Origin of the sequence: Pseudomonas cavernicola (genome assembly GCF_003596405.1) — a bacterium.
Lineage (GTDB): Bacteria > Pseudomonadota > Gammaproteobacteria > Pseudomonadales > Pseudomonadaceae > Aquipseudomonas > Aquipseudomonas cavernicola.
The window spans coordinates 480,963-503,873 of sequence record NZ_QYUR01000008.1; the positions used below are offsets into that span (position 1 = coordinate 480,963).

The 22,911-nt window shown below is 60.8% G+C and carries 17 protein-coding genes and 7 pseudogenes; 16 read left to right on the plus strand and 8 right to left on the minus strand.

Annotated elements, in window-relative coordinates; translation table 11 throughout:
• Positions 1-4: 4 nt before the first annotated feature.
• Entirely contained in the window at positions 5-985 is a 981-nt protein-coding gene (locus D3879_RS24255; protein WP_119956753.1) for a quinone oxidoreductase family protein, read from the minus strand.
• Positions 986-1,138: 153 nt separating this feature from the next.
• Between D3879_RS24255 and D3879_RS24260 the strand changes: the two are divergent.
• The 6 genes and pseudogenes from D3879_RS24260 to D3879_RS26410 form a co-directional block, all read left to right on the plus strand.
• Positions 1,139-1,735 (plus strand): annotated as a pseudogene (locus tag D3879_RS24260) (MMPL family transporter); the annotation flags it as partial.
• A 78-nt stretch (positions 1,736-1,813) separates the two neighbouring features.
• Entirely contained in the window at positions 1,814-3,592 is a 1,779-nt protein-coding gene (locus tag D3879_RS24265; RefSeq protein WP_119956754.1) for an acyl-CoA dehydrogenase C-terminal domain-containing protein, read from the plus strand.
• 308 nt (positions 3,593-3,900) lie between these two features.
• Entirely contained in the window at positions 3,901-5,550 is a 1,650-nt protein-coding gene (locus tag D3879_RS24270) for a fatty acid--CoA ligase (protein ID WP_119956755.1), read from the plus strand.
• 200 nt (positions 5,551-5,750) lie between these two features.
• The gene (locus tag D3879_RS24275) at positions 5,751-7,412 is read left to right on the plus strand and encodes a PHA/PHB synthase family protein (RefSeq protein ID WP_119956756.1); all 1,662 of its coding nucleotides are present in this window, start codon (positions 5,751-5,753) and stop codon (positions 7,410-7,412) included.
• Positions 7,413-7,671: 259 nt separating this feature from the next.
• Positions 7,672-8,321, plus strand: a pseudogene (locus D3879_RS24285) (substrate-binding domain-containing protein); the annotation flags it as partial.
• Positions 8,322-8,489: 168 nt separating this feature from the next.
• The gene (locus tag D3879_RS26410) at positions 8,490-8,840 is read left to right on the plus strand and encodes a hypothetical protein (protein ID WP_147411224.1); all 351 of its coding nucleotides are present in this window, start codon (positions 8,490-8,492) and stop codon (positions 8,838-8,840) included.
• Between the two features lie 77 nt (positions 8,841-8,917).
• On the opposite strand, the pseudogene D3879_RS27575 reads toward D3879_RS26410, so the two are convergent.
• From D3879_RS27575 to istA, 3 genes and pseudogenes are all read right to left on the minus strand, one after another.
• Positions 8,918-9,250, minus strand: a pseudogene (locus D3879_RS27575) (methyl-accepting chemotaxis protein); the annotation flags it as partial.
• A 168-nt stretch (positions 9,251-9,418) separates the two neighbouring features.
• Entirely contained in the window at positions 9,419-10,219 is an 801-nt protein-coding gene (gene istB, locus D3879_RS24295) for an IS21-like element helper ATPase IstB (protein ID WP_119956757.1), read from the minus strand.
• Positions 10,212-11,700 (minus strand): annotated as a pseudogene (gene istA, locus D3879_RS24300) (IS21 family transposase). Before istA ends, istB begins: the two are co-directional and overlap by 8 nt.
• A gap of 581 nt (positions 11,701-12,281) precedes the next feature.
• On the opposite strand from istA, the gene D3879_RS24310 reads away from it, so the two are divergent.
• Complete coding sequence (locus D3879_RS24310) at positions 12,282-12,641, plus strand: histone-like nucleoid-structuring protein, MvaT/MvaU family (protein ID WP_119956758.1); 360 nt, start codon at positions 12,282-12,284, stop codon at positions 12,639-12,641.
• A 179-nt stretch (positions 12,642-12,820) separates the two neighbouring features.
• Here D3879_RS24310 and tnpA read toward each other — a convergent pair.
• Together tnpA and D3879_RS27710 are read right to left on the minus strand one after the other, a co-directional pair.
• Positions 12,821-13,239: pseudogene (gene tnpA, locus D3879_RS24315) on the minus strand (IS200/IS605 family transposase).
• Between the two features lie 199 nt (positions 13,240-13,438).
• Positions 13,439-13,780, minus strand: a complete 342-nt coding sequence (locus D3879_RS27710; protein WP_338014909.1) for a hypothetical protein — start codon at positions 13,778-13,780, stop codon at positions 13,439-13,441.
• 335 nt (positions 13,781-14,115) lie between these two features.
• On the opposite strand from D3879_RS27710, the gene D3879_RS24325 reads away from it, so the two are divergent.
• The 6 genes and pseudogenes from D3879_RS24325 (at position 14,116) to D3879_RS27975 (ending at position 17,628) form a co-directional block, all read left to right on the plus strand.
• Positions 14,116-14,577, plus strand: a complete 462-nt coding sequence (locus D3879_RS24325; RefSeq protein WP_119956759.1) for an antitoxin Xre/MbcA/ParS toxin-binding domain-containing protein — start codon at positions 14,116-14,118, stop codon at positions 14,575-14,577.
• Positions 14,578-14,834: 257 nt separating this feature from the next.
• A pseudogene (locus D3879_RS24330) lies at positions 14,835-15,655 on the plus strand (inositol monophosphatase family protein).
• 116 nt (positions 15,656-15,771) lie between these two features.
• Positions 15,772-16,083 (plus strand): hypothetical protein, encoded by a 312-nt coding sequence (locus tag D3879_RS24335; RefSeq protein WP_338014910.1) that lies wholly within the window; start codon positions 15,772-15,774, stop codon positions 16,081-16,083.
• Between the two features lie 329 nt (positions 16,084-16,412).
• On the plus strand, positions 16,413-16,655 hold the full coding sequence (locus tag D3879_RS24340) for a DUF6691 family protein (protein ID WP_119956761.1): 243 nt from the start codon (positions 16,413-16,415) through the stop codon (positions 16,653-16,655).
• A gap of 21 nt (positions 16,656-16,676) precedes the next feature.
• Positions 16,677-17,483, plus strand: a complete 807-nt coding sequence (locus D3879_RS24345; RefSeq protein ID WP_119956762.1) for a sulfite exporter TauE/SafE family protein — start codon at positions 16,677-16,679, stop codon at positions 17,481-17,483.
• A 55-nt stretch (positions 17,484-17,538) separates the two neighbouring features.
• A complete protein-coding gene (locus tag D3879_RS27975) occupies positions 17,539-17,628 on the plus strand; it encodes a hypothetical protein (protein WP_420800956.1) in 90 nt (29 codons plus the stop codon).
• Between the two features lie 158 nt (positions 17,629-17,786).
• On the opposite strand, the gene D3879_RS24355 is transcribed toward D3879_RS27975, so the two are convergent.
• Positions 17,787-18,518, minus strand: a complete 732-nt coding sequence (locus D3879_RS24355) for a hypothetical protein (protein WP_119956763.1) — start codon at positions 18,516-18,518, stop codon at positions 17,787-17,789.
• Positions 18,519-19,009: 491 nt separating this feature from the next.
• Positions 19,010-19,270: pseudogene (locus tag D3879_RS27335) on the minus strand (ATP-dependent helicase); the annotation flags it as partial.
• Between the two features lie 313 nt (positions 19,271-19,583).
• Here D3879_RS27335 and D3879_RS24365 point away from each other — a divergent pair.
• The 3 genes from D3879_RS24365 to D3879_RS24375 are packed head-to-tail and all read left to right on the plus strand — an operon-like array spanning position 19,584 to position 22,528.
• Positions 19,584-20,564 (plus strand): quinone oxidoreductase family protein, encoded by a 981-nt coding sequence (locus D3879_RS24365; RefSeq protein WP_119956764.1) that lies wholly within the window; start codon positions 19,584-19,586, stop codon positions 20,562-20,564.
• A gap of 13 nt (positions 20,565-20,577) precedes the next feature.
• The gene (locus D3879_RS24370; RefSeq protein ID WP_119956765.1) at positions 20,578-21,426 is read left to right on the plus strand and encodes a TauD/TfdA dioxygenase family protein; all 849 of its coding nucleotides are present in this window, start codon (positions 20,578-20,580) and stop codon (positions 21,424-21,426) included.
• A gap of 52 nt (positions 21,427-21,478) precedes the next feature.
• A complete protein-coding gene (locus tag D3879_RS24375) occupies positions 21,479-22,528 on the plus strand; it encodes a beta-keto acid cleavage family enzyme (RefSeq protein WP_119956766.1) in 1,050 nt (349 codons plus the stop codon).
• The last annotated feature ends 383 nt before the right edge of the window (positions 22,529-22,911 follow it).

Below are 22,911 nucleotides of genomic sequence, written 5' to 3' on the forward strand. Positions count from 1 at the left end.
CTCCTCAGATGACGAAGAGCGACGAGCCGGTGGTCTTGCGCGACTCCAGGTCGCGGTGGGCCTGCACGGCATCTTTCAATTCATACTGCTGGTTGATCTCGATCTTGATCCGCCCGCTGCCGACGTGGTCGAACAGCTCGCCGGACAGGGCGGCCTTCTCCGCCGGGTCGGCGATGTAGTCGGCCAGCGCCGGACGGGTCAGGTATAGCGATCCCTTCATCGCCAGCAGTTGCGGGTTGAAGCCGTCGATGGGGCCCGAGGCGGTGCCGACGCAGACCATCAGGCCGCGACGCTTGAGCGAATCCAGCGAGCCCATGAAGGTATTCTTGCCGACGCTGTCGAACACCACATCGACGCCGACGCCGTCGGTCAGCTCGCGTGCGCGCTTGGCGACGTCCTCATGGCTGTAGTTGATGATGTGGTCGCAGCCGTGGGCGCGGGCCAGTTCGGCCTTGGCCTCGGTGGACACGGTGCCGATCACGGTGAGGCCGAGCAGCTTGGCCCATTGCGAAACGATAAGCCCGACACCGCCGGCGGCAGCGTGCAGCAGAATGGTGTCGCCGGCCTTGAAGTCATGGATGCGGCGCATCAGGTAGGACGACGTCAGACCGCGCATGGTCATGGCGGCAGCGGTTTCGCAACTGATGTTTTCCGGCAGTTTGATCAGTGGCGCGGCGGGGATGATGCGCTCGGTGCTGTAGGCGCCGAGGGTGTTGATGAAGCCGGTGTAGGTGACGCGGTCGCCGACCGCGACGTTGGTCACGCCCTCGCCGAGCGCCTGCACCACACCGGCGGCTTCGACCCCCATGCCGTTAGGCAGCGGAATCGGGTAGGTGCCGTTGCGGAAGTAGGTGTCGGCATAATTCAGACCTACAGCCACATGACGAAGAAGTACTTCCCCCGGACCGGGTTCACCGACTTCGACATCTTCATAGCGCAGGACTTCGGGTGCACCGGTTTCGTAAAAGCGTACGGCTTTGGCCATGAGTGTTTTCTCCAATCAGCATTGTTGTTGTAAGCGTTTAGGCACGCTGAGCGGACTGTAGGCCGCAGGCGGGATGCAGCGCTTCTCATCGAGCGACAAGAGACTGTCTTTTCATGACAGGTGTTTCGAAGAGGGGGATAGCTCGTGGTGGGCAACAGCACCATGCTGCTGTTCGTCTACCTGGCGGTGACCATCTTCTGCCTGATCACCTTCCGCAGCTGGCGGGCGACGCTGGTGGCGCTGCTGCCGCTGGTGCTCACCTCGGTGCTGTGCGAGGCGCTGATGGTGGCGATGGGCATCGGCGTCAAGGTGGCGACCCTGCCGGTGATCGCCCTTGGCGTGGGCATCGGCGTCGACTACGCGCTGTACTTGCTCAGCGTGCAGTTGCACTAGCAGCGCCAGGGCATGTCGCTGTCCGACGCCTACGAGAACGCCGTGGCCTTCACCGGCCGGGTGGTCGGCCTGGTCGGCATCACCCTGGCCGCCGGCGTGGTGGGCTGGGTCTGGTCGCCGATCAAGTTCCAGGCCGACATGGGCATCCTGCTGACCTTCATGTTCCTGTGGAACATGCTCGGCGCGCTGATCCTGATCCCGGCGCTGTCGTACTTCCTGCTGCCGGACAAGCGCACCGGCGCCGTCTCGGCCAAGCCGGTGGAGCCTGCTTCCACCCCGGGCTCGACCCAGGTCCACCCGCAAATCCACCCCAGGTTCGAAGCGTGCAGCACCGCCTTGCTAAAAAATCGGCGCTGAATGGCCGAAGCGTGACTCCGTCACCGCCCAAGCCACGGCTACGACAAAAGCACAAATAAATTTGGGTGAGTGTTTCCAATGGCTGACTACAAAGCGCCCCTTCGCGACATGGACTTCGTGCTCAACGAAGTTTTCGACGTATCCCAACTGTGGGCCGAGCTGCCGGCGCTGGCCGAGGTCGTCGACGTCGACACCGCCAAGGCCATTCTCGAGGAGGCCGGCAAGGTCACCGCCGGCGTCGTCGCTCCGCTGAACCGCAGCGGCGACGAGGAAGGCTGCTCCTGGCGCGAGGGCGCGGTGCAGACTCCGGCCGGTTTCCCCGCGGCCTACCAGGCCTACGCCGAAGGCGGCTGGGTCGGCGTCGGTGGCTCGCCGGAGTTCGGCGGCATGGGCATGCCCAAGGTGATCGGCGCCCAGGTCGAGGAGATGGTCAATTCGGCCAACCTGTCCTTCGCCCTGTACCCGATGCTGACCGCCGGCGCCTGCCTGGCGCTGCTCAACCACGGCAGCGAGGAGCTCAAGGCCCAGTATCTGCCGAACCTGTACGAAGGCCGCTGGGCCGGCTCCATGTGCCTGACCGAGTCGCACGCCGGTACCGACCTGGGCATCATCCGCACCAAGGCCGAGCCCCAGGCCGACGGCAGCTACAAGGTCAGCGGCACCAAGATCTTCATCACTGGCGGCGAGCAGGACCTGTCCGAGAACATCATCCAGCTGGTGCTGGCCAAGCTGCCGGACGCCCCGGCAGGGCCGAAGGGCATCTCGCTGTTCCTGGTGCCCAAGGTGATGGTCGACGCCGACGGCTCGCTGGGCGGGCGCAACGCGGTTGCCTGCGGCTCCATCGAGCACAAGATGAGCATCAAGGCCTCGGCCACCTGCGTAATGAACTTCGACTGCGCCACCGGCTACCTGGTCGGCGAGCTGAACAAGGGCCTCAACGCCATGTTCACCATGATGAACTACGAGCGTCTGGGCGTCGGCATCCAGGGCCTGGCGCTGGGCGAGCGCTCCTACCAGAACGCCGTCGAGTACGCCCGCGAGCGCATCCAGAGCCGTGCGCCGACCGGCGCGGTGGCCAGGGACAAGGCGGCCGACCCGATCATCGTGCACCCGGACGTGCGCCGCATGCTGCTGACCATGAAGGCGCTGAACGAGGGCGGCCGCGCCTTCTCCAGCTACGTCGCCCTGCAGCTCGACACCGCCAAGTACAGCGAGGACGCCGTCGTCCGCAAGCGCGCCGAGGAACTGGTCGCCCTGCTGACTCCGGTGGCCAAGGCCTTCCTCACGGACATGGGCCTGGAAACCACCATCCACGGCCAGCAGGTGTTCGGCGGCCACGGCTATATCCGCGAGTGGGGCCAGGAGCAACTGGTGCGCGACTGCCGCATCACCCAGATATACGAAGGCACCAACGGCATCCAGTCGCTGGACCTGATGGGCCGCAAGGTGGTCGCCAGCGGCGGCAGCTTCTACCGGCACCTGTCCGAGGAAATCAATGCCTTCATCGCCGGCGCCGATACCGCTCTGGCCGAGTTCACCGCGCCGCTGAAGGCCGCCGTGGACAACCTCGACGAGCTGACCGCCCATGTGCTGGACAAGGCGCAGAACAACCCCAACGAGATCGGCGCTGCGTCGGTCGAGTACCTGCACACCTTCGGCTACACCGTGTACGCCTACCTGTGGGCGCGCATGGCCGCCGTCGCGCTGGTCAAGCAGGGTGAGGACGACTTCTACGCCAGCAAACTGGGTACCGCGCGTTTCTACTTCGCCCGCATCCTGCCGCGCATCCACTCGCTGAGCGCCTCGGTGCGCGCCGGCAGCGCGAGCCTGTACCTGCTCGACGCCGAGCAGTTCTGATCGCGGCCCTCAGGCCAACAGGCCGTCCGCCACGGCCCGTCGCCGGGGCGTGGCGGCGCTTTCCCTCTCCCCGTCATCCCCCGGACTCGCTGATGCCGGCGCAGGGCAGGTCACGCCCAGTAACAGCGCGTGCTGTCATCAAATGAAAACTTCATGACGTGGGATGTGAAGCGGCCGAGGGGAGGGGTAATTACTGTTCGTCCCATAGAGAGGCGATTGCGTCCGGATGACTGCGCTCACCTGAGTGATGCCGGCGCCCGCGTGCAGCAAAACAAAAACTTCAGAATGGCAAAGTCGGGAAAACAATCATGGCGAAGACAAAAATAATTCCGCCTGCGCAAGGTGCCTACAACTACCAACTGCTGATCAAGCGCCTGCTGCTGTCCGGCGTGCGCTACCAGCCGGACCAGGAAATCGTCTACGCCGACAAGCTGCGCTACAGCTACCGCACCCTCAACGAGCGCATCCAGCGCCTGGCCAATGCGCTGAGCGCGGCTGGGGTCAAGGCCGGCGACACCGTGGCGCTGCTCGACTGGGACAGCCACCGCTCGCTGGAGTGCTTCTTCGCCGTACCGATGCTCGGGGCGGTACTGCACACCGTGAACGTGCGCCTGTCGCCGGAGCAGATCGTCTACACCATGAACCATGCCGAGGACGACATTGTCCTGGTGCATGACGACTTCCTGCCGCTGCTGGAGCAGATCCACGGCGAGCTGAACACCGTGAAGGGCTACGTGCAGCTCACCGAGAGCGTCGCCAAGCCGACGCAACTGCCGCTGGTGGGCGAGTACGAGGCGCTGCTGGCCGGCGCCGACAGTCACTTCGAGTTCCCCGATTTCGACGAGAACTCGGTGGCGACCATGTTCTACACCACCGGTACCACCGGCAATCCGAAGGGCGTGTACTTCACCCACCGCCAACTGGTGCTGCACACCCTCAACCAACTGGGCACCTTCGCCGGTTGGGACGGCCAGCCGCTGCTGCGCTCCGGCGACGTGTACATGCCGATCACCCCGATGTTCCACGTGCACGCCTGGGGCGTGCCCTACACGGCCACGGCGATGGGCGTCAAGCAGGTCTATCCCGGCCGCTACGAGCCGAACACGCTGGTTCACCTGTTCCGCGAGGAGGGGGTGAGCTTCTCCCACTGCGTGCCGACCATCCTGCAGATGATGCTGGACTGCGAAGAGGGCAAGCGCACCGACTTCGCCGGCTGGAAGATGCTGCTCGGTGGCAGCGCGCTGACCCTCGGCTTGGCTCGCCAGGCGAGCGAGCGGGGCATGCGGGTGCACTGCGGCTATGGCATGTCCGAGACCTGCCCGCTGCTGACCCTGACCCATCTGCGTGCCGAGGACCTCGCCCTGCCGATGGACGAGCAGATCCCGGAGCGCATCAAGACCGGCGTGCCGATCCCGATGGTCGACCTGCGCATCGTCGACGGCGCCGGCAACGACGTGCCTCATGACGGTGTGGCGCTGGGCGAGATCGTGGTGCGCACCCCCTGGCTGGCCCAGGGCTACCTGAAGGAGCCGGAGAAGGGCGCCGAGCTCTGGGAAGGCGGCTGGCTGCACACCGGCGACATGGCCTCGATCGACCAGCGCGGCATCGTGGAAATCAAGGACCGCATCAAGGACGTGATCAAGACCGGCGGCGAGTGGATCAGCTCGCTGGAGCTGGAGAGCCTGATCAGCCAGCACGCGGCGGTCGCCGCGGTGGCCGTGGTGGGCATTCCCGACGCGCAGTGGGGCGAGCGGCCGCTGGCCCTGGTGGTCTGCGCACCGGGCGAGAGCCTCGACCAGAAGACCATCGAAGTGCACCTGCAGCAGTTCGTCGATAGCGGGCACATCAACAAGTGGGCGATTCCGCGGCAGATCCGCTTCGTCGCCGACATTCCCAAGACCAGCGTTGGCAAGATCAACAAGAAGCTGATCCGAGAAGCCGTGCTGGCTGAGCTTTAAATGGTGACCGCATGGATTGGTTGATCGGTGATTGTGGTAGTCATGCTGTCGAGTTCCACTTGTTTGCTCCCTCAAGTTCGCTCCCACGACCCAGCTCAGAGCCCCTAGAACGAGAGCAAACCCTCATCAAAGCGGACTATGTGCCAACGACACGCTTACTCTAAGGTCTTCAAAGCCCAGCTCGTCCCAAACAGGAACCCATGCCATGGAAAAAAACGTGCAATCCGGTCATTGTTGGCCCGCCGCGTAAAAGAGCTCAGGCTAAGGCAACCAAGAAGGAGTCGCTTTTCGCACGCTTGGCGCGTCTGGCTAAAAACAGCGCCCAGGTCGTCTCGGTCAGTGCTGAACTGACGACCCAACTGGCTTCAATCGGTCTTGGCACTTCACAGATTGAGCCTGAGAAGTCCGATAGGCGTTTCCACCACCCAGCCTGGCGCGGGCATCCTGGTTACCGCCGTCTGGGCCAGGCCTATCTGGCTTGGTCACGCAGTGTCAATGGCCTGGCCGATCGACTGGAAACACCTGATTGGCGTGCCAGGGAACAACTGCGCTTTGCCCTCGAACTATGGACCAGTGCCGCCGCACCGACCAACAGCTTGCTGGGTAATCCGGCGGCCTTGCAAAAAGCCTTCGAGTCGGGCGGAACCAGCCTGCTACGAGGGACCAAAAACTGGCTCCACGACCTGCTGCATAATCGCGGCATGCCAACTCAGGTGGACTCCAGCCACTTTAAAGTCGGCGAGAATCTGGCGGTCACCCCCGGCGCGGTGGTGTATCGCTGTGAGGTGTTCGAGCTTATCGAGCATCGCCCGGTCACCACGACGGTGCGTGAGCGTCCGGTCCTGCTGGTGCCGCCGATGATCGGCAAATACTACTTCCTCGACATGGCGCCGGGACGTAGCTTTATTGAATACGCGGTCAGCCGCGGCTTGCACTTCTTCACTATCAGTTGGCGCAACCCAAATCCTGAACAGACCGCATGGAATCTCGACACCTATGCCGCAGCCGTGCTTGAAGCGCTGAAGGTGGTGCGGGAGATTGCCGATGGCGTCGAAGTGAATACCCATGGTTTGTGTGCCGGTGGCCTCATTCTCAGCGCTGCCTTGAACCACAGTGTGGCACAGGGTAAGTGCCCGGTGAATGGCGTGTCCTTTGGTGTGATGTTATTGGACTTTGAGTATCCAATGTCTCTCGGCGCGTTTTCGCCGCCCCCCTTGCTGAAGTTTGCTCGTCAGCGCTCCGCCAAGTCCGGCGTGATGAGTTCGAGCGATATGGCCGCGGCTTTTTCCTGGTTGCGTCCTAACGACCTAGTGTGGAATTACTGGCACAACAATTACCTGATGGGTGAATCGCCACCCTCTATTGATGTTATGGCCTGGAATGCCGATGGCACTCGCCTGCCTGCGGCGTTGCACAGTCAGTTCCTCGATATTTTCAGCGATAACGCCCTGGTCGACGGGCCATTGACGGTGCTCGGCTCACCCTTTCAGGCAGGCGCTAGCCACTGCGATAGCTATTTCATGGCGGCAGAGGGGGACCATTTGACACCCTGGCAAGGTTGTTATCGCTCGGCTCAGCTATTTGGTGGGGAACGCAGTTTCGTGCTCAGCAACGCGGGGCATATTGCCAGCCTGGTCAATCCACCGAGCAACCCCAAGGCACGCCACTTTACCGGCCCGGCTCCGACCCTGGACGCAGACGACTGGTTGGCTCAGGCCAGTGAGCAATCTGGCACTTGGTGGAAACATTGGGCTGACTGGGTTACTGAGCGCGCCGGAGCAGAACGATCGGCACCGAAAATGGCTGGGCGCAAACGCTATGGTGAACTGGAGCCCGCTCCAGGCCGCTACATCCATGAGTGAGAAAGCGGGCTCATAGGCCGGTTACACAAAAATTCGTACGCCCTCGGTACTGGATATTAACCCGGCAATGGCTCTGGCCCTGGGAGCGCATGAAAACGCTGTCCAGGCTGTTCCTGCCTTATGCCCGAGAGCTGCCAATGCATCCCTTCCCCGTAGTCCGATTCGGCGTCAAAACCCAAGGCAGGCGCCGTATGCGGTAATACTGCACGTACGGATCTGTGCGGGGGGTGGCAGGCGACTGCCATTCCTACCGCGACCGATTCTGCAGGCCTGGGAGACGGCGCAGCACGAACTGCCCATGCCGGATGGGTACAACAACATCTTGCACATCGGCGGCGAGGTGAGTCTCTGCAATCCGCTGATGCTGCGCTGAGTCGGTCGCATTCGCGAGGCCATCGGCGACCATGCCGTGCGCGCCAAGATCGCGGACGGCCAGCCCCTGCTTCGCCAGTTGGAGCAGGGCACGCTGGACGCTGCGCTGGTTTGCCAGCCCAGTTACTGGCCAGGCTTGCAAGTAGAACAGTTGCTGGAGGAGAAGCTGATCATGGTCCGCGCACGGACGGCGGAACCCTACGTCTACATCGACTGGGGTGAAGGTTTCCGCCGTCAGCACGACCGCGCGCTACCGGAGCGGGCCAAGGCGCCGGTGTCCTTCAACCTTGGCCCGCTGGCCCTGCAGTACATCCTGGAATATGTGGATCCGGTTACTTCCGTACCCGGGTGGTACAACACTACCTTGACAAGAAAGTGCTCAAGCGAGTGCCCAAGGCCCCCGAGTTCAGCTATCCGACCTATTTGATCTACTCCCGCGAGCGCGATTTCCCGGCTTTGCAGCAAGCCTTTGCGCTGCTGCGGGAGATCGTCGAGCTGGATACCGGCTGGTCGCAGCGTTGGGACCCAATGATTTAGGGCATCACGCATCTCCCTCTTTCTTCCTCGGGTGGCGGGCCCGAAAGGTGAACTCACGAATGAACTCATGGAGTTTCGACGTCATTGCATGTCCCAGTGACACGGGTGGCATGGCACCAGCGACTATATTTGCGCCGAGCACAGGTGGTAGCCCGAGGTAAATCTGTCATGACTTTCTTTCGAGCTCATTGGTGGCTATCCGTTTCTCTGGTCTTTTACTCAGGACTATTGGCAGCGGATGAGTCATCAGGCACCGCCGCAGTGGATAAGGCACTTAGTCAGGATCATCGACGTGCCATCAAGGAGCATGTCAGGGATTCCAATTATCGAATCAACTTACTGTTGCGATCAGCCAGCATGGCCAATATTGACTCCGCGCTCGATATGATTAAAGCAATACAAATAACCAACCAGGAATGCATGAAAAATATTGAAAGATGCAAGGACGCTGAAGCCACGCCCAATACAGCGAATGCCCCACATGCTGCGCCGCTGTTCGAGCCACTGCCAAGACTTTGACCAATACGCACGTCTCCCCAGGAGCGACGATTGCCTTACAACTGGCTCCGGTACGGTCTGCATACACTGGGCCGTTCTTAAGATGACTTGGAGTCTGAAAGCATTTCCTGGATCTTTTGGGTGGCTTCGCGAGTTCGTCCGGCCAGCTTTTTCACTTCATCCGCCACGACCGAAAAACCTCGCCCCACATCACCCGCACGAGTTGCCTCAATTGCCGCATTTAGCGCCAGCATATTGGTTTGGTCGGCGATGCCTTTGATGACTCCTACAACTTCGGATATCCGCCCGTAGGTCGCTTGAATATTTTCCAGTTCTATGGCGTGCATTGCTTCGGCGAGCTTCTCATCCGAGATGTCTCGCAGTGCGCCGATGATGCGCCAGAGCTGACCATTCTGATCCTGAACTCCTCGGTCTGTCGGCGCTGATTGAAAACTGACCCACCCTGCCGATTGAAAAATGACCCAGGGCAGCTTGCTGATTTTCACCTCAGCAATTGTGGATAAGCCTAGCAGTCGTCAGGTGGGTAAACGAAGCTGACCCCACCCACGGCATCGTGTGGTGAGGTCGCTTCGACTGGCTCAAAAGGGATCGTCCTCCGGCTCCACGACATCGGTGCGCTTGCGCTCCCGTGCCTGGATCTTGGTCTGGGCAACCAGACTACTGTGTTGCAGGCGGTAGGATTCGTTGCCGGTTTCGACGATGTGACAGTGGTGCGTCAGCCGATCCAGCAGCGCGGTGGTCATCTTGGCATCACCAAACACACTCGACCATTCGGCGAAACTGAGGTTGGTCGTGATGATCACGCTGGTGTGCTCGTACAGCTTGGAGAGCAGGTGAAACAGCAGCGCGCCACCGCTTTGGCTGAAGGGCAAATACCCCAGCTCATCGAGGATCACCAGATCCGTTCGCAGCAGCCCCCGGGTGATTCGTCCCGCCTTGCCCTCGTGTTTTTCGCGCTCCAGCAGGTTGACCAGGTCGACCGTGGAGTAGAAGCGAACCCGCTTGTTGTGCTGTGTGATGCCAGATACGGCCAGTGCCGTCGCTAGGTGCGTTTTCCCCGTCCCGGGGCCACCGATGAACACCACGTTCTGCGCGGTATCCGTAAACGTCAAACTGGACAGTTCCTTGACCAGCTTGGCGTCGGCACTGGAGACACTGAAGTCGAAGCCAGCCAGGTCTCGGTGCATCGGAAGCTTGGCCATGTTCATCTGGTGGCTCACAGAGCGCACGGCGCGATCTGCATGCTCCTGTTCGAGCAGATGTTCGAGCAACCATTTGGATGACGCCGTGGTGGATTCGCCCTGAGCGGCCAGCTCCGCCCAGGCGTTGGCCATGCCGTGCAAACGCAGCCCTTTGAGTTCGTCTGTCAGATCACGCATTGCGCACCTCCTCATCGGTGCTGCGCAGCCGGTCATAGCGCGCCGTATTGGCGACAGGGGCGACGACCTTGAGTGGCAGGCTGGTCTCGACCGAGGGCGGGGCTTCGGCCGACGTCAAACGGGCCACGACGTTGAGGATGTGATCGGCACTCAGGCTGCCGGATTCCAGTACCAACTCCACCGCAACCAGCACGGCATCCAGGCCGGCAATGGGAACAGCTGCCAGCACCTGGGTCATGATCCGATCGCCCTGGGCGTGTCGCCTCAGCCCCTGCCTGAGCAGGCGCAATGGCTTAGGTAAATCAGCAAACGGAGCGCCGTTGCGCAAGGCACCGGGTTTGCGCTCGATCAGCGGGAGGTAGTGTTGCCAGTCATAGCTGACTTGGTCTCGATCAAAGAGGCGCTCGTGACTGGCAATCATGCCGTCATCGGCCATCACGACGATCCGAGAGGGATAGAGCCGGCTACTGACCCACTGGCCAACGCGCTCACAGGGCACTGAATAGCGATTACGTGCCACGCTGATCAGACAGGTGCTGGAGACGCGAACCGTACGTTCGACGTAGCCATCGAACGCGGTGGGCATCGGCATCATTTCCTCCCGCTCCAACTCCAGGACTTCCGCCACCGTCAACCCGTTGTACTGCGGGTGCACCAGCTCGCCCCACAATGCTCGACAGCGCTGAGCGAGCCAGGCATTCAGCGCTTCGAAGCTGTGAAACGTGCAGGCTCGGGCGTCCAACCAGATGCGGCGCCGGCTATCCTGCACGTTCTTTTCGACGATACCTTTTTCCCATCCGGAAGCGACGTTGCAGAAGTCTGGGTCGAACAGGTAGTGCGAACACATCACGGTGAAGCGGGCATTGACCGTCCGGCCCTTGCCCTTGCTGACCTTGTCGACCGCCGTCTTCATGTTGTCGTAGATGCCGCGACGGGGTACCCCGCCCAGTGCCGAGAATGAGCGGGTATGGGCATCGAACAGCATTTCATGTCCCTGGCTAGGCCACCAACCAGAAGGCACGACTGGCACACAGCTTCATGTGGGAGACTTGGATGCGTCGGAAGATGCCGCCAATCAGCATCCCTTCCTCGCTCCAATCAAACTGAAAGGCCTCACCCAGCGCGAACGCCAACGGCACAAAGGCGCGTACCGCCTTGCCTTGTTCACCACGCCAGTGACGGATGAAGGCGGTGAGCTGGCTATAGCCGCCGTCATACCCTTCAGCCCGGATCATCGACAGCAACGCCTTTGCGCTCCGGCGATTCTGCTTCGCCCTGAAGGCATCGGCCCGGAGGGCCTGCTCCAACGTCTCGTGAAAGGGACTGAGCTTGTTGAAAACGGCACGCCGCTGGTAGACCGGCTGCGTTGACTCGGGGGCTCTGACCCATTTTCGGATGGTATTCCGCGACAGCCCGGTACGCTTGGCTATCTCATGCAAGGACAGCTTGTCGCGAAAGTACATCCGCCGAATTTTGCCCATCATTTCAATGCTGATCACCCTGTGTTCTCCTGCTCAAAAATTGAGCAGGTGCAGTGGAGCACCTGGGTCAGTTTTCAGTCAGCACAACGGGCTTTACTGGGTCAGTTTTCGGTCAACGGCAACACTCAGTGCTTTGCAAGGGCTAGAGAAGCGCGCATTTGGCGCGCTTCTCTAGCAAACTAACTCCGCTCACGCTGACGATCTTTTCTCCAGGGATTCCCGCCTCGCAGCCGCCGTTCGGCCTGCGTCAAACCTTCCCCAGCAACAACTTCACGCACGATAGCCATCACCTGGCGATGCACTTCATTGGTCAGGGCGTAGTACTCACCAGTGGAGCCAAAGGAAACGAAGCTTGGCGCCCACTAAAACCGTCACAGGGTTCCGAGTTTGTCTTATCGCAAGACCGCCTTCTGGCTGGCGTTTGCAGTGACGAACTGCGTCGGCTTTGGGTGATCCCACTCAGGTACGGGCGGGCAGAGTAGGGTAGGGCAGGTACTTTCTGCCCTGGAGCAACGCGGATCGCGACAGCAGTCATCGCCAGCCATACTTCTTCTGGAAGATGATTTACTCGGAGAAGGAACATGTCAAAGCTTGCGGAATATCGCGCCTTGGAGCAGCAGCTGGCGGAACAGTTGGCCGAACTCGAAGCCATGAAGAACGACAAGCGCTTGAACCAGGAAATGGAGTTCGAACGTAAGCTGCGGCAGCTAATGGACGGTTACGGCAAGAAACTGGGCGATATCATTGCTATTCTGCAGCCGCCGGCCGGACGTACGAAGCTTGTGGCGCCTGCGAAGGCCAAGCGGCGTGAGCGCCAGGTCAAACGCTACAAGAATCCGCACACCAACGAAGTGGTCGAGACCAAGGGCGGCAACCACAAGGTATTGAAGGTCTGGAAGCAGGAGTACGGCGCCGCAGTCGTCGACAGTTGGCTGCAATGAGCCATGACTTCGAGAGGGGGCGCATCAGACAAACTGCTCGACGCCTTACTCTTCCAGAAGTCCGTCAGCTTGAGTAAACATCCACGTTCGTAGAACGTGGACTTGCTTTTGGCCCCCTAGAAGGGGGCGTGGCCAGCCCTCAAAGAAGGCTGGCCATCCATATCACGTCACGGTCCGTGCTAAGCCAGTTCCAGACGCACCTGGCGGTGCTCTTCTTTCTCCTGATACTTCACGTACTTGCGGATCATCTCCGCGTCTATTCCGACTGTATCTACGCAGTAGCCTTTGGCCCAGAAATGGTTGCCCCAGTACGGCTTCTGTTTCAGGTGCGGGAATCGAGTAAAGACTCGCAACGCACTCTTGCCCTTAATCGTGCCCATCAGCTGTGACACCGAGATCTTCGGCGGCACCCGAACCAGCAAGTGCACACATTCAGCTCCTCTACGCGGCATCCCAAACGCCCGCTGTAAACCTCGATGCAGTTTTGGACCTCCTCTCCTATCGCTCCTTTCAGCACTCGATAGCGGTATTTCGGTACCCAAACAATGTGGTACTGGCAGTGCCAAATGACGTGCGATAGCTTCTCAAACCGGCTCATGTTTCTTCCTTTGGTTGGTTGTGGGGACAACTCAACCGAGGACTAAACATGCGCCTCCTCAATCGTCACAGGCAGAGCCGGTGACTCATGACCACCTCCTAAGGACGTGGTTTCCCAAGTTCAAATGAAGGGGACGTGGGCAAATTCGCCGCAAGGGTGTTCCAGGATCCAAGGCACCGGCTTTAATCGCGGTGCTGGATCACTGCTCACCCTCGTCAAACAGGTGGCGTGCCTCATGCTCTCGGCGGAGTGTGGCCATTGCATAGCCGAAACAGGCCTTGCACAGGCGCAGACCTTCGCACTCGCCATCTCGCCACTGCGCCTGAAGCACACCATGCCCGGTTTCGGCAGTGCTCGCACCACACACATCGCACAGTACCGTCTTCTTCAGTTGAATGGCGCCACCATTGGCCAGGTCGCCCTCCAGTTCCAGGACGTCGCCCACCTCCCATCCGGCGGCCTGGAGTAGGTCGTCCGGCAGCTCCAGGATCAGGTCACCGCTGCCGTCAGCGGCGTCACGACACTTCAATTTCCACCTCATTGGCCAAGCCTCCTAGGGATTGGGGTAACCAGGTCAATCCTCGCCTCCGGCCCAAGCTGCCCCGGGCGAGCAGGTTGGCTATCTGCACTCACGCCCCAAGCCGGACCTTAGACGGTGTCGGCGCTTGCGTCAGTGCCCCCCGTCGTCACGCCTCACCAGTGCCGTCGGCGTAGAATCCCGACGCCGCCCTAGTGAAGCCTCTCCCAGCGCCCATACTGGTGACGAAGCTAGGTCTGTGCCAGCCTCCATTGGGAGGCTGGCTTTACCGCTTTTTCGCCTTGAAGTGACAGGCGGCACCTCCTGCAGGGGCCGGAAGCGCCCCGAGGACTATTAAGATGAATGTAGCTCGCGAGACATCCACCACTGCACTGGAAGCCTTGGCGCAGCGGGTGGCCGAACAAGCATCGCAGGCCGGGCTTTCAGCAGAGGCTTTCGCAGTGCCCGGCACCAGTATGACGCTCAACGAGCTGCTTCACGCCGCCCGGCGAGCACCACTTCTTCGGAAGCGTCCGCTGGTGTGCCGCGCGTTGGGCATTTCTGAACGAACTTTGCGGCGCTGGCTGCACGAGCCTTCTGCGCACCTCAATCCCGCCCAAGGGGAGCGGTTGCTCAGATTGATCGTTGTTTCCGCGCACGCGGAAGAGCTGTTCGGCTCCGGCGTCGCAGCAGAACGCTGGCTAACCGCTCCGGCTATGGGGCTAGACCGGCAGGTCCCGCTGGACCTGATCAAAGATTCCGCCGACTACGAGCAGCTGACCGCCTTTCTGACGCGACTCGAGTACGGTGTATACCAGTAAGGAACAGGCTCGCCTGGCACGTTGGCTGCCGCAGCGCGCGGTAACCAACGCAGGTGGCAGTCGAATTTCCGGCTCGGCGCCTGGCCCTTGAGCGTGGCGAACAGCGAATACACTTCGTGAGGCGAGGCGAGGCGAGGCGAGGGGGAGGCAGCCTTAGGAGGCGGCGGTAGTCAGGCAGGTCTGGATGTAGAGGATAATTCCTGCCCTGTCGCCGGCCACTGGGTCCTACCTTCACTAGCTCTATACAGGCTCCGTACATGCACCAGCCCGACCTCATAACCTTACTCGACCAAGTAGTAGCTCAGGTGCTCCGGGCCGGGAAGCGGTTGACTGCCGAATGGGGCCGAGCTGAGGGGCCGCGCGGTCATGGTGACAAGGCACCCGTGGACGTGGAGATCGAGCAACAACTGCGTGAAGCGTTACTGAAACTGTTGCCCTGCGATTTCTGGGGCGAGGAAACCGGACATGTCCTGACCGGAGACTCATGGTGTTGGGTGATCGATCCCAACGACGGCACCAGCGACTTCCTGAAGGGCCGAAAAGGCTCGGCCATCTCGGTTGGGCTCTTGCGAGATGCACTGCCGGTAGTGGGTATCGTGCATGCGCCGGTTACGCCAGATCGTGGCGCTGACTGCATCGCTTGGGCCGAGGGATTACCGCACCTGTTGCGCAATGGCCAACCAGTCGTAAATGACCTCCGCCAGCAGCGGCTAGGTGACTTGGCCGTGGTCATGGTGAGTGCGGCTGCCGAGGCTAAACCTCAGGTAAACGCTGAGCTCTGTGCGCCCGCTCAGTTTCACGCGATGCCCAGCATCGCCTACCGACTGGCGCGAGTCGCGGCCGGTGACGCGGTTTGCGCAGTCTCGCTGTATCCGGTGTCCGCCATGACGTGGTGGCCGGGCACGCATTGATGCGTGCCTGTGGAGGAGTCCTGCTTGACCAGGATGGCCAGCCAATCAGCTACCGGACCGAGAGCGAAATGGCCGTCGTGTCCAATCGCTGCTTCGGTGGTGCGCCGCAAGGCTGCCAAGACTTGCTAACCCGGGACTGGGAGCGAGTCCTGCGCACTGGTGAGTAAACATCCGTGTAGAGGATGTCTTCGATGATCTGGATCGGTTGATTAGTGCACGTGAGCGTAGTCCGATCTTTGAGTACGAAACGGGCTACATCTGCTGCGTGGAGCAGGGCGAGGACATGGGCTTCCACATCCATGCTGCGTTCTTCTTCAACGGAGCAGGGGTGCGTAAAGACTGCCTCAAGGCTAGGCAGATCGGTGAGTTGTGGGAGCAGATCACTCGTGGGCAGGGCTATTTCCATAGCAGCAACGATGACAAGGAGCGTTATGGAGATAAGTGCGGTATCGGGACGTTCAAACGAGCAGATCCCCAGGCTCTCCACAAGGTCTGTGAGGCCATGCATTACCTTACGGAGGATGGCCAGCATCTGCGTATCAAGCCTGCAGGGGCTAGGGCCTTCCGTACGGGCTTTATTCGGAGGGAAGGTTAGAATCCGCCGCGCTAGCTCGGATTTCGTCCTTGTAGTTGAGTTCACCGAGGTCTTGGCAATGGAAGCCATGGGTTCGGATGCAGTAGGCTCTAGAGCTTGCTGATTTAACGTAGAAGGAGTGCTGTGGGTGGACGAGAAAGGAAATCGGTGCCTGCAGCATTACTTATCGGTCTATCAGAAGAACCAAGCAATTTTCAGCAGTGGCTTGGCATTTGATGAGTGCCTGCATCATTTTCTGGATCAGCGACCTGCTGGCAAAAATCTGTCTGCGTTTGATCGCTCGGTCGGCTTAGCTTCAGCCCCGTTCTGGTGGGATGTGCAGGCCGTGCATGATTCTGCTCTGGCTAGCCATGAATACCTTCTTCTCCTGGATTGCCAGGCTCGAGTTTGGTATCGGGTTGCGGGTGTCCGGCATTTACCCGCAACCAGTGAAGGTATTGCTGGGCTCGGGAGTCCTCAAGGGGGCTGTGTTTGTCATTGCCATGTTGGGCGGTATGGGGATGCTCGAATGGCTTGAGTGTAAAAAGCACCGTGGGCTGCTGGCTCCGGCCTCCGTGGGTAACCCCACCTAAACCTGGGCTAGGAGCCCGATCATGGTAATTTCGCTCATCCTTGGCATATTCGTGGGGACCGTGCTTGGTCTGACAGGCGCCGGCGGAGGCATACTCGCCGTCCCCGTGCTAGTGGCTGGCATGGGCTGGTCCATGCAGCAGGCTGCACCGGTGGCATTAGTTGCGGTAGTAGGTGGCGCTGTGATCGGTGCCCTGGAAGGGTTACGCAAAAGGCTGGTGCGCTATCGGGCAGCGATTTTGATGGCGGTGACTGGTGTGCCGTTTACCGCCGTGGGCCTCCACGTTGCGCAGGTACTCCCTCAACGTTGGTTGATGGGGCTTTTCGGTATCACAATGTTGTTTGTAGGTGTCCGCCTGCTCATGCAGAGGCACGAGGTGGCATCCATGAGTCTTGAAGTGTCGATGCGCACTGTAGGTCGTATTGACCCGAAAACTGGTCGGTTTCAGTGGTCTTGGGGCACGGGGTTTCTGTTGGGTAGCATTGGGGCGTTTGCGGGCTTCTTGACTGGGCTGTTGGGGGTTGGTGGTGGTTTTGTCATCGTGCCCATGCTTCGTCGGTTTACAAATGTTTCGATGCATGGAGTCGTTGCCACCTCTTTGATGGTTATTGCTTTGGTAGGCACTGGGGGGATTGTGGTCGCGCTGACTTATGGCGTAGTGATGCCCGTAAAAGCCACGGTGCTATTTGCGCTAGCAACAGCCCTGGGCATGGTCGTTGGGCGACAATTGTCTTCCCGTCTTTCAGGCCACCATGTACAGCGTGGTTTCGCAGTGGTGTTGATAACTGTGGCGATAGGCTTAGTGATCCTGGCGATCTTTTCACGCTAGCGTTAGCGTCTTTAAAACATGACTTTAAAGCCCTGTTCGAGGTATCTGTGCCCTGCTGGAGCAGGAGAGCTTTGCCGAAGCATCCCGCATCGCCCACAACATGAAATCGATGGCCGGCACCATAGGGGCACAAGCCCTGGCATAGACAGCCATGGAGCTGCAATTCGCCTTGGACGCGCGGAAGCGCCGAGCCTTTATTGGCCAAGATTGCACTGGACCTGGCCGAAGCCATTGCCGAGACCCGCAACCTGCTGAGAACCGAGACTGGCTGAGCGCCACTAGCCGCAAGCACGGGCCGCAACCCTACTGTTTGGCAGCACGGAGCTCGCCGATGGTTGTCCAGATGCGCTCGATTACCTGCTGATTGGCGGCATAGAAACCCCTCCCAACCCCGAGAAAAACAGCTCCCTGCATAAAGGGGACAGGCAGCACTTCGATGCGGTCTTCTAAGCCCCCCTCCTTCAGTGCCGCCAGAGTCTGGTATTCGGTGCTCACAGCAATTTGTCCGCGGCCGATCACTAGCAAGGTCATGATTTGAGAGAGGGACTTGGCACTGTCGTCGCTGGGCACCTTTAGCGCCTCCAGACGATCCTTGAAGGCAAGCACCCCCGAGCCATAGAGCACCGGCTTGTCTAACCCGCTAAAACGCTGACCATCCCAGTCGGCCTGAGAACCGCGGACACGAAAAACAACTGCCCGCACGACACCGAACGAGCGCTGCGCATCCGGTGAGCCGTCAAGTTCGGGAAGAATCATATTGTCCAGAACGCCGGTGGTTGCTGATACTGGCGCCGCGGCGTGGTATTGACCGCTGGCGACCCCGGCGTGACACCGCCGCCTCGGTACGCTGAGGAACTCCACCGCCCAGCCTTGTTGGCTGGCGGCCTGACGGATCAGGTACTGCACCTGGCCCTCACGATCAGGAAAGGTCAGTGGCGGAAAAGGCTGATCATCGATGCAAACACGTAGGACTTGAGCCGCGCAGAATGGTGCGAACGCGAGTCCTAAAATCAGTAAATGCAGCATGCGCAACATGGCGGCTCCTTGGCCTTGAGCAGTCCGCTACTAGTAGCAGCAAACTGGCTCAGTACCTGAACCTCCTGACCAACAAGCGAAGGCGCTGAAGTGCCAAGCTTCTGACTGAGTGTAGCCGACTTGCTACGGCCGAGAGTACAAGCGAGTAGCGCGTTCCAGGCAAGCATGAGAGCCAGCAGGATGTTCAAATGGACCTGGAGCTTCATCGTCAACCTGCAACCCGCTCGAAGGTTTCAGCCTAAGTTTCGGCCTCATAATCCGACAGCGAGGCGAGCATCGGCGGCTTGGAGCCTCCATTGTGGACCCGCTCGGGACTGTTCAACTAGGCCTGCTGGGCTCCGCTCCTGTGTATGGCACAGGGCACTGCCGCTATAGGATGAACCACCTATCGACTCGCTACAGGCAGCATGCATCAGAGTGCGAGCAGCGGTGCCTGCTCGCCCAACTATGAGGCAAGCACAGGGAATTCCGCGTCGACGGCTAGCCAGACGGTCCGTCAGCCTCAGGTTGCTAGTCAGCTTGGGCTTGTACTTCGTCTCCATCGTTGCATAGGCCAGGCCGTGCATGGTTTTGCAGGTGACGTTGAGAGGGAATTTTTGCTTCGAAGCCATCTCGACGCTCTTGTTGGAACAGAGGTAGAGAATCCGGGCGTGCGATCGCTTCAGGGCGTACCCGACCAGCGTGGTGGTCTTCCCTGTGCCGGCGAAGGCGATCAGCTTAATGAGGGGAGCCTGGCCAGAACGCTGCGCAATTGTTGACGCTGCTCACCCCGTCGAACGTATGGATGGCAGGTCGACATTTGCTGGGACAGCGTAGGAGAGGTACGCCTGTGAAACGCGGAAACCAGGCCTACTAGACCAGCGGCGGCTACCCCTGTAATCGTCGCTATACGACCCAAACCAGCCATGACGTATTCGTACAGATCATGAAAGGCTTGCAAGTGGGGTGTCATTAAATGAAAAGCGCCTGTCGTCTGATGAGAAGCGCCCGCCAAGCCTGCGCCCTAAAGTCCAATCAACGTAAATCGACGCTGTTCGTCAAGATCGATGATTGGAGAAATCAGGCATGGCCAAAGCCGTACGCTTCAACGAAACCGGTGGTCCCGAAGTCCTTCGCTATGAGGACGTCGAAGTCGGCGAGCCCGGACCAGGCGAGGTTCGTCTGCGTCATGTGGCCGTTGGCCTGAACTACGCCGACACCTATTTCCGCAACGGCACCTACCCGATCCCGCTGCCCAACGGCATGGGCGTGGAAGCCGCCGGTGTGGTCCAGGCAGTGGGCGAGGGCGTGAGCAACGTGGTGGTCGGTGACCGCGTCACCTACACCGGGTTCCTCAACACCCTCGGCGCCTACAGCACCGAGCGTCTGATCCCGGCCGCGCCGCTGATCAAGCTGCCGGACACCATCGCCTTCGAGACGGCTGCGGCCATGACCATGCGTGGTCTGACCTCGTCGTACCTGATGCGCCGCATCTATGACTTCAAGCCGGGCGACAGCATCCTGTTGCACGCCGCCGCCGGTGGCGTCGGCCTGATCGTTTCGCAGTGGGCCAAGCTACTCGGCCTGAACGTGATCGGCACGGTGTCCACCGAGGCCAAGGCCGAAGTCGCCCGGGCCCACGGTTGCGACCACACCATCAACTACAGCCACGAAGACGTCGCCAAGCGCGTGCGCGAGCTGACCGATGGCGTCGGCGTCAACGTGGTGTTCGACAGCGTCGGCAAGAATACCTTCATGGGTTCGCTGGATTCGCTAAAGCGCCGTGGCCTGCTGGTCTGTGTCGGCACCGCCTCCGGTCCGATCGAAGGCTTCAATCCGCAGCTCCTGGCCATGAAGGGCTCGCTGTACCTGACCCGTCCAGCCCTGGCCGACTACATCGCCGACCCGGCCGAGAAGGCCGCCCTGGCTGGCGAGCTGTTCGATCACGTCGGCAGTGGCCGGATCAAGATCGAGATCAACCAGCACTACGCGCTGCAGGATGCCGTGCAGGCGCACCGCGACCTGGAGTCGCGCAAGACCACCGGTTCGTCGATCTTCGTCATCTGAGGGGGGGCTCGTCATGCAAGTCGAACAACTGACCTACAGCATCGGCGCCGAGCTGGTTGGCGTGAACCTCGCCGACGCCATCCATGACGACGGCCTGTTCGCCGAGATTCGCGCCCAGCTGCTCAGGCATCGCGTGCTGTTCCTGCGCAAGCAGGACTTCAGCCGCGCCGAGCACGTGGCCTTCGCCCGCCGCTTCGGCGAGCTGGAAGACCACCCGGTGGCCGGCAGCGACCCGGAGCATCCGGGCCTGGTGCAGATCTACAAGCGCCCGGACCAGCCGATGGATCGCTACGAGAACGCCTGGCACACCGACGCCACCTGGCGCGAGGCGCCGCCGCTGGGCTGCGTGCTGCGCTGCATCGAATGCCCGCCGGTGGGCGGCGACACCATGTGGGCGAACATGGTCCTGGCCTACGCCAATTTGCCGGACGACGTCAAAGCCAGGCTCGAAGGCCTGCGTGCGCGCCACAGCATCGAGGCCAGCTTCGGCGCGGCGATGCCGATCGAGAAGCGCCTGGCGCTCAAGGCGCAGTACCCGGATGCCGAGCACCCGGTGGTGCGTACCCACCCGGAAACCGGCGAGAAGGTGCTGTTCGTCAATGCCTTCACCACCCACTTCAGCAACTACCACACCCCTGAGCGGGTGCGCTTCGGCCAGGACGCCAATCCCGGTGCCTCCGACCTGCTGCGCTACCTGATCAGCCAGGCGTACATCCCCGAGTACCAGGTGCGCTGGCGCTGGCAGCCGAACAGCGTGGCCATCTGGGACAACCGCAGTACCCAGCATTACGCGGTCATGGATTACCCGCCCTGCCATCGCAAGATGGAGCGTGCCGGAATCATCGGCGACAAGACCTACTGAGTCGAAACATCCCAGTCGCGCCACTTACTTTTAATTATTTGAGGCAACAGACATGAACTTCCTTGACGGTTCTCTCTTTCCTGAAAACCAGGACAAGCTCGTCATCACAGTGGCCCCCTATGGCCCCGAATGGTTCCCCTCCGACTATCCGGAAGACATTGCGGTGACCATGGAAGAACAGATTCAGAAGGCTGTTGACTGCTACGAAGCCGGCGCCTCCGTACTGCACCTGCACGTGCGTGAACTGGACGGCCAGGGCTCCAAGCGCCTGTCCAAGTTCAACGAACTGATTGCCGGCGTACGCAAGGCAGTGCCGGACATGGTCATCCAGGTCGGCGGTTCCATCTCCTTCGCGCCCCCGGAAGACGGCGCGGCCGCGAAGTGGTTGCATGACGACACCCGTCACATGCTCGCCGAACTCGATCCCAAGCCCGACCAGGTCACTGTGACGGTCAACACCACGCAGATGAACGTCGTCGAGCAGATGGATGCGCGCGACTACGCGGGCACGTCCATGGGCAGCGATACCTACGAAGCCTACCGCGAGATGATCGTGCCCTCCGGCCCGAGCTTCATCGAGGAGCATGTGCGCCGCCTGAGTGCCGCCGGCATCCAGAGCGCCTTCCAGTTCTACAACATCAACAGCTACGAGTCGGTGGAGCGCCTGATCCGCCGCGGCGTCTACAAGGGGCCGCTGGTGTGCAACTGGGTGGCGATTGGCGGTGGCATGGACCAGCCGCATATCTACAGCATGGCCAACTTCCTGCGCGCCATCCCCGACGGCACCATGCTGACGGTGGAAAGCAGCATGCTCAATACCCTGCCGGTCAACCTGATGGGCATGGCGATGGGCTTGCATGTGCGCTGCGGTATTGAGGACAACATCTGGACCCAGGATCGCTCGCGCAGGATGACCTCCGTCGAACAGATCGAACAGTTGGTGCGCATCGCCAAAGAAATCGGCCGTCCGGTCGCCAACGGCAAGGAAGCCCGCGAGATCCTCAAGATCGGCGTTTTCTACAACACGGTCGAAGAAACCCTGGCCGCCAACGGCTTCGCCCCGAATCCGAAGGGCGGTCAGCAGGGCTTCCTGCGCAAGTGATTCACCCGCAGTTACAGGATGTCGTTCAATACGACAGCCTCGAGGAAACCCTGCTGGCCAACGGCATGGCGCCGAACCGCAAGCCGGGCGAGAAAGGCGTGCCGCAGCGCCGCTGAGGCAAGGAATCAGTCCTCTGCTGGTCAGGTCAGGGGGCGGACACTGTGAACGCGGGGCAGCCCCGCGTCACAGGGGCCGCGACGGACTCGGGTGGCCTGGCCGCCCGTGTTCGACCGACCTCGATCCGATTGTGAAAAAGCTTCTGCCAGGTCGGCGTTACCCGCTTGTCGCCACGCAGACAAGACCATGCGCCGAGCGTCCGCTCCCACGAAGAGCCGGGGCGAAGCTTTTTCAGAACCGGTTTCAGGCACAACAACAATAAGCTT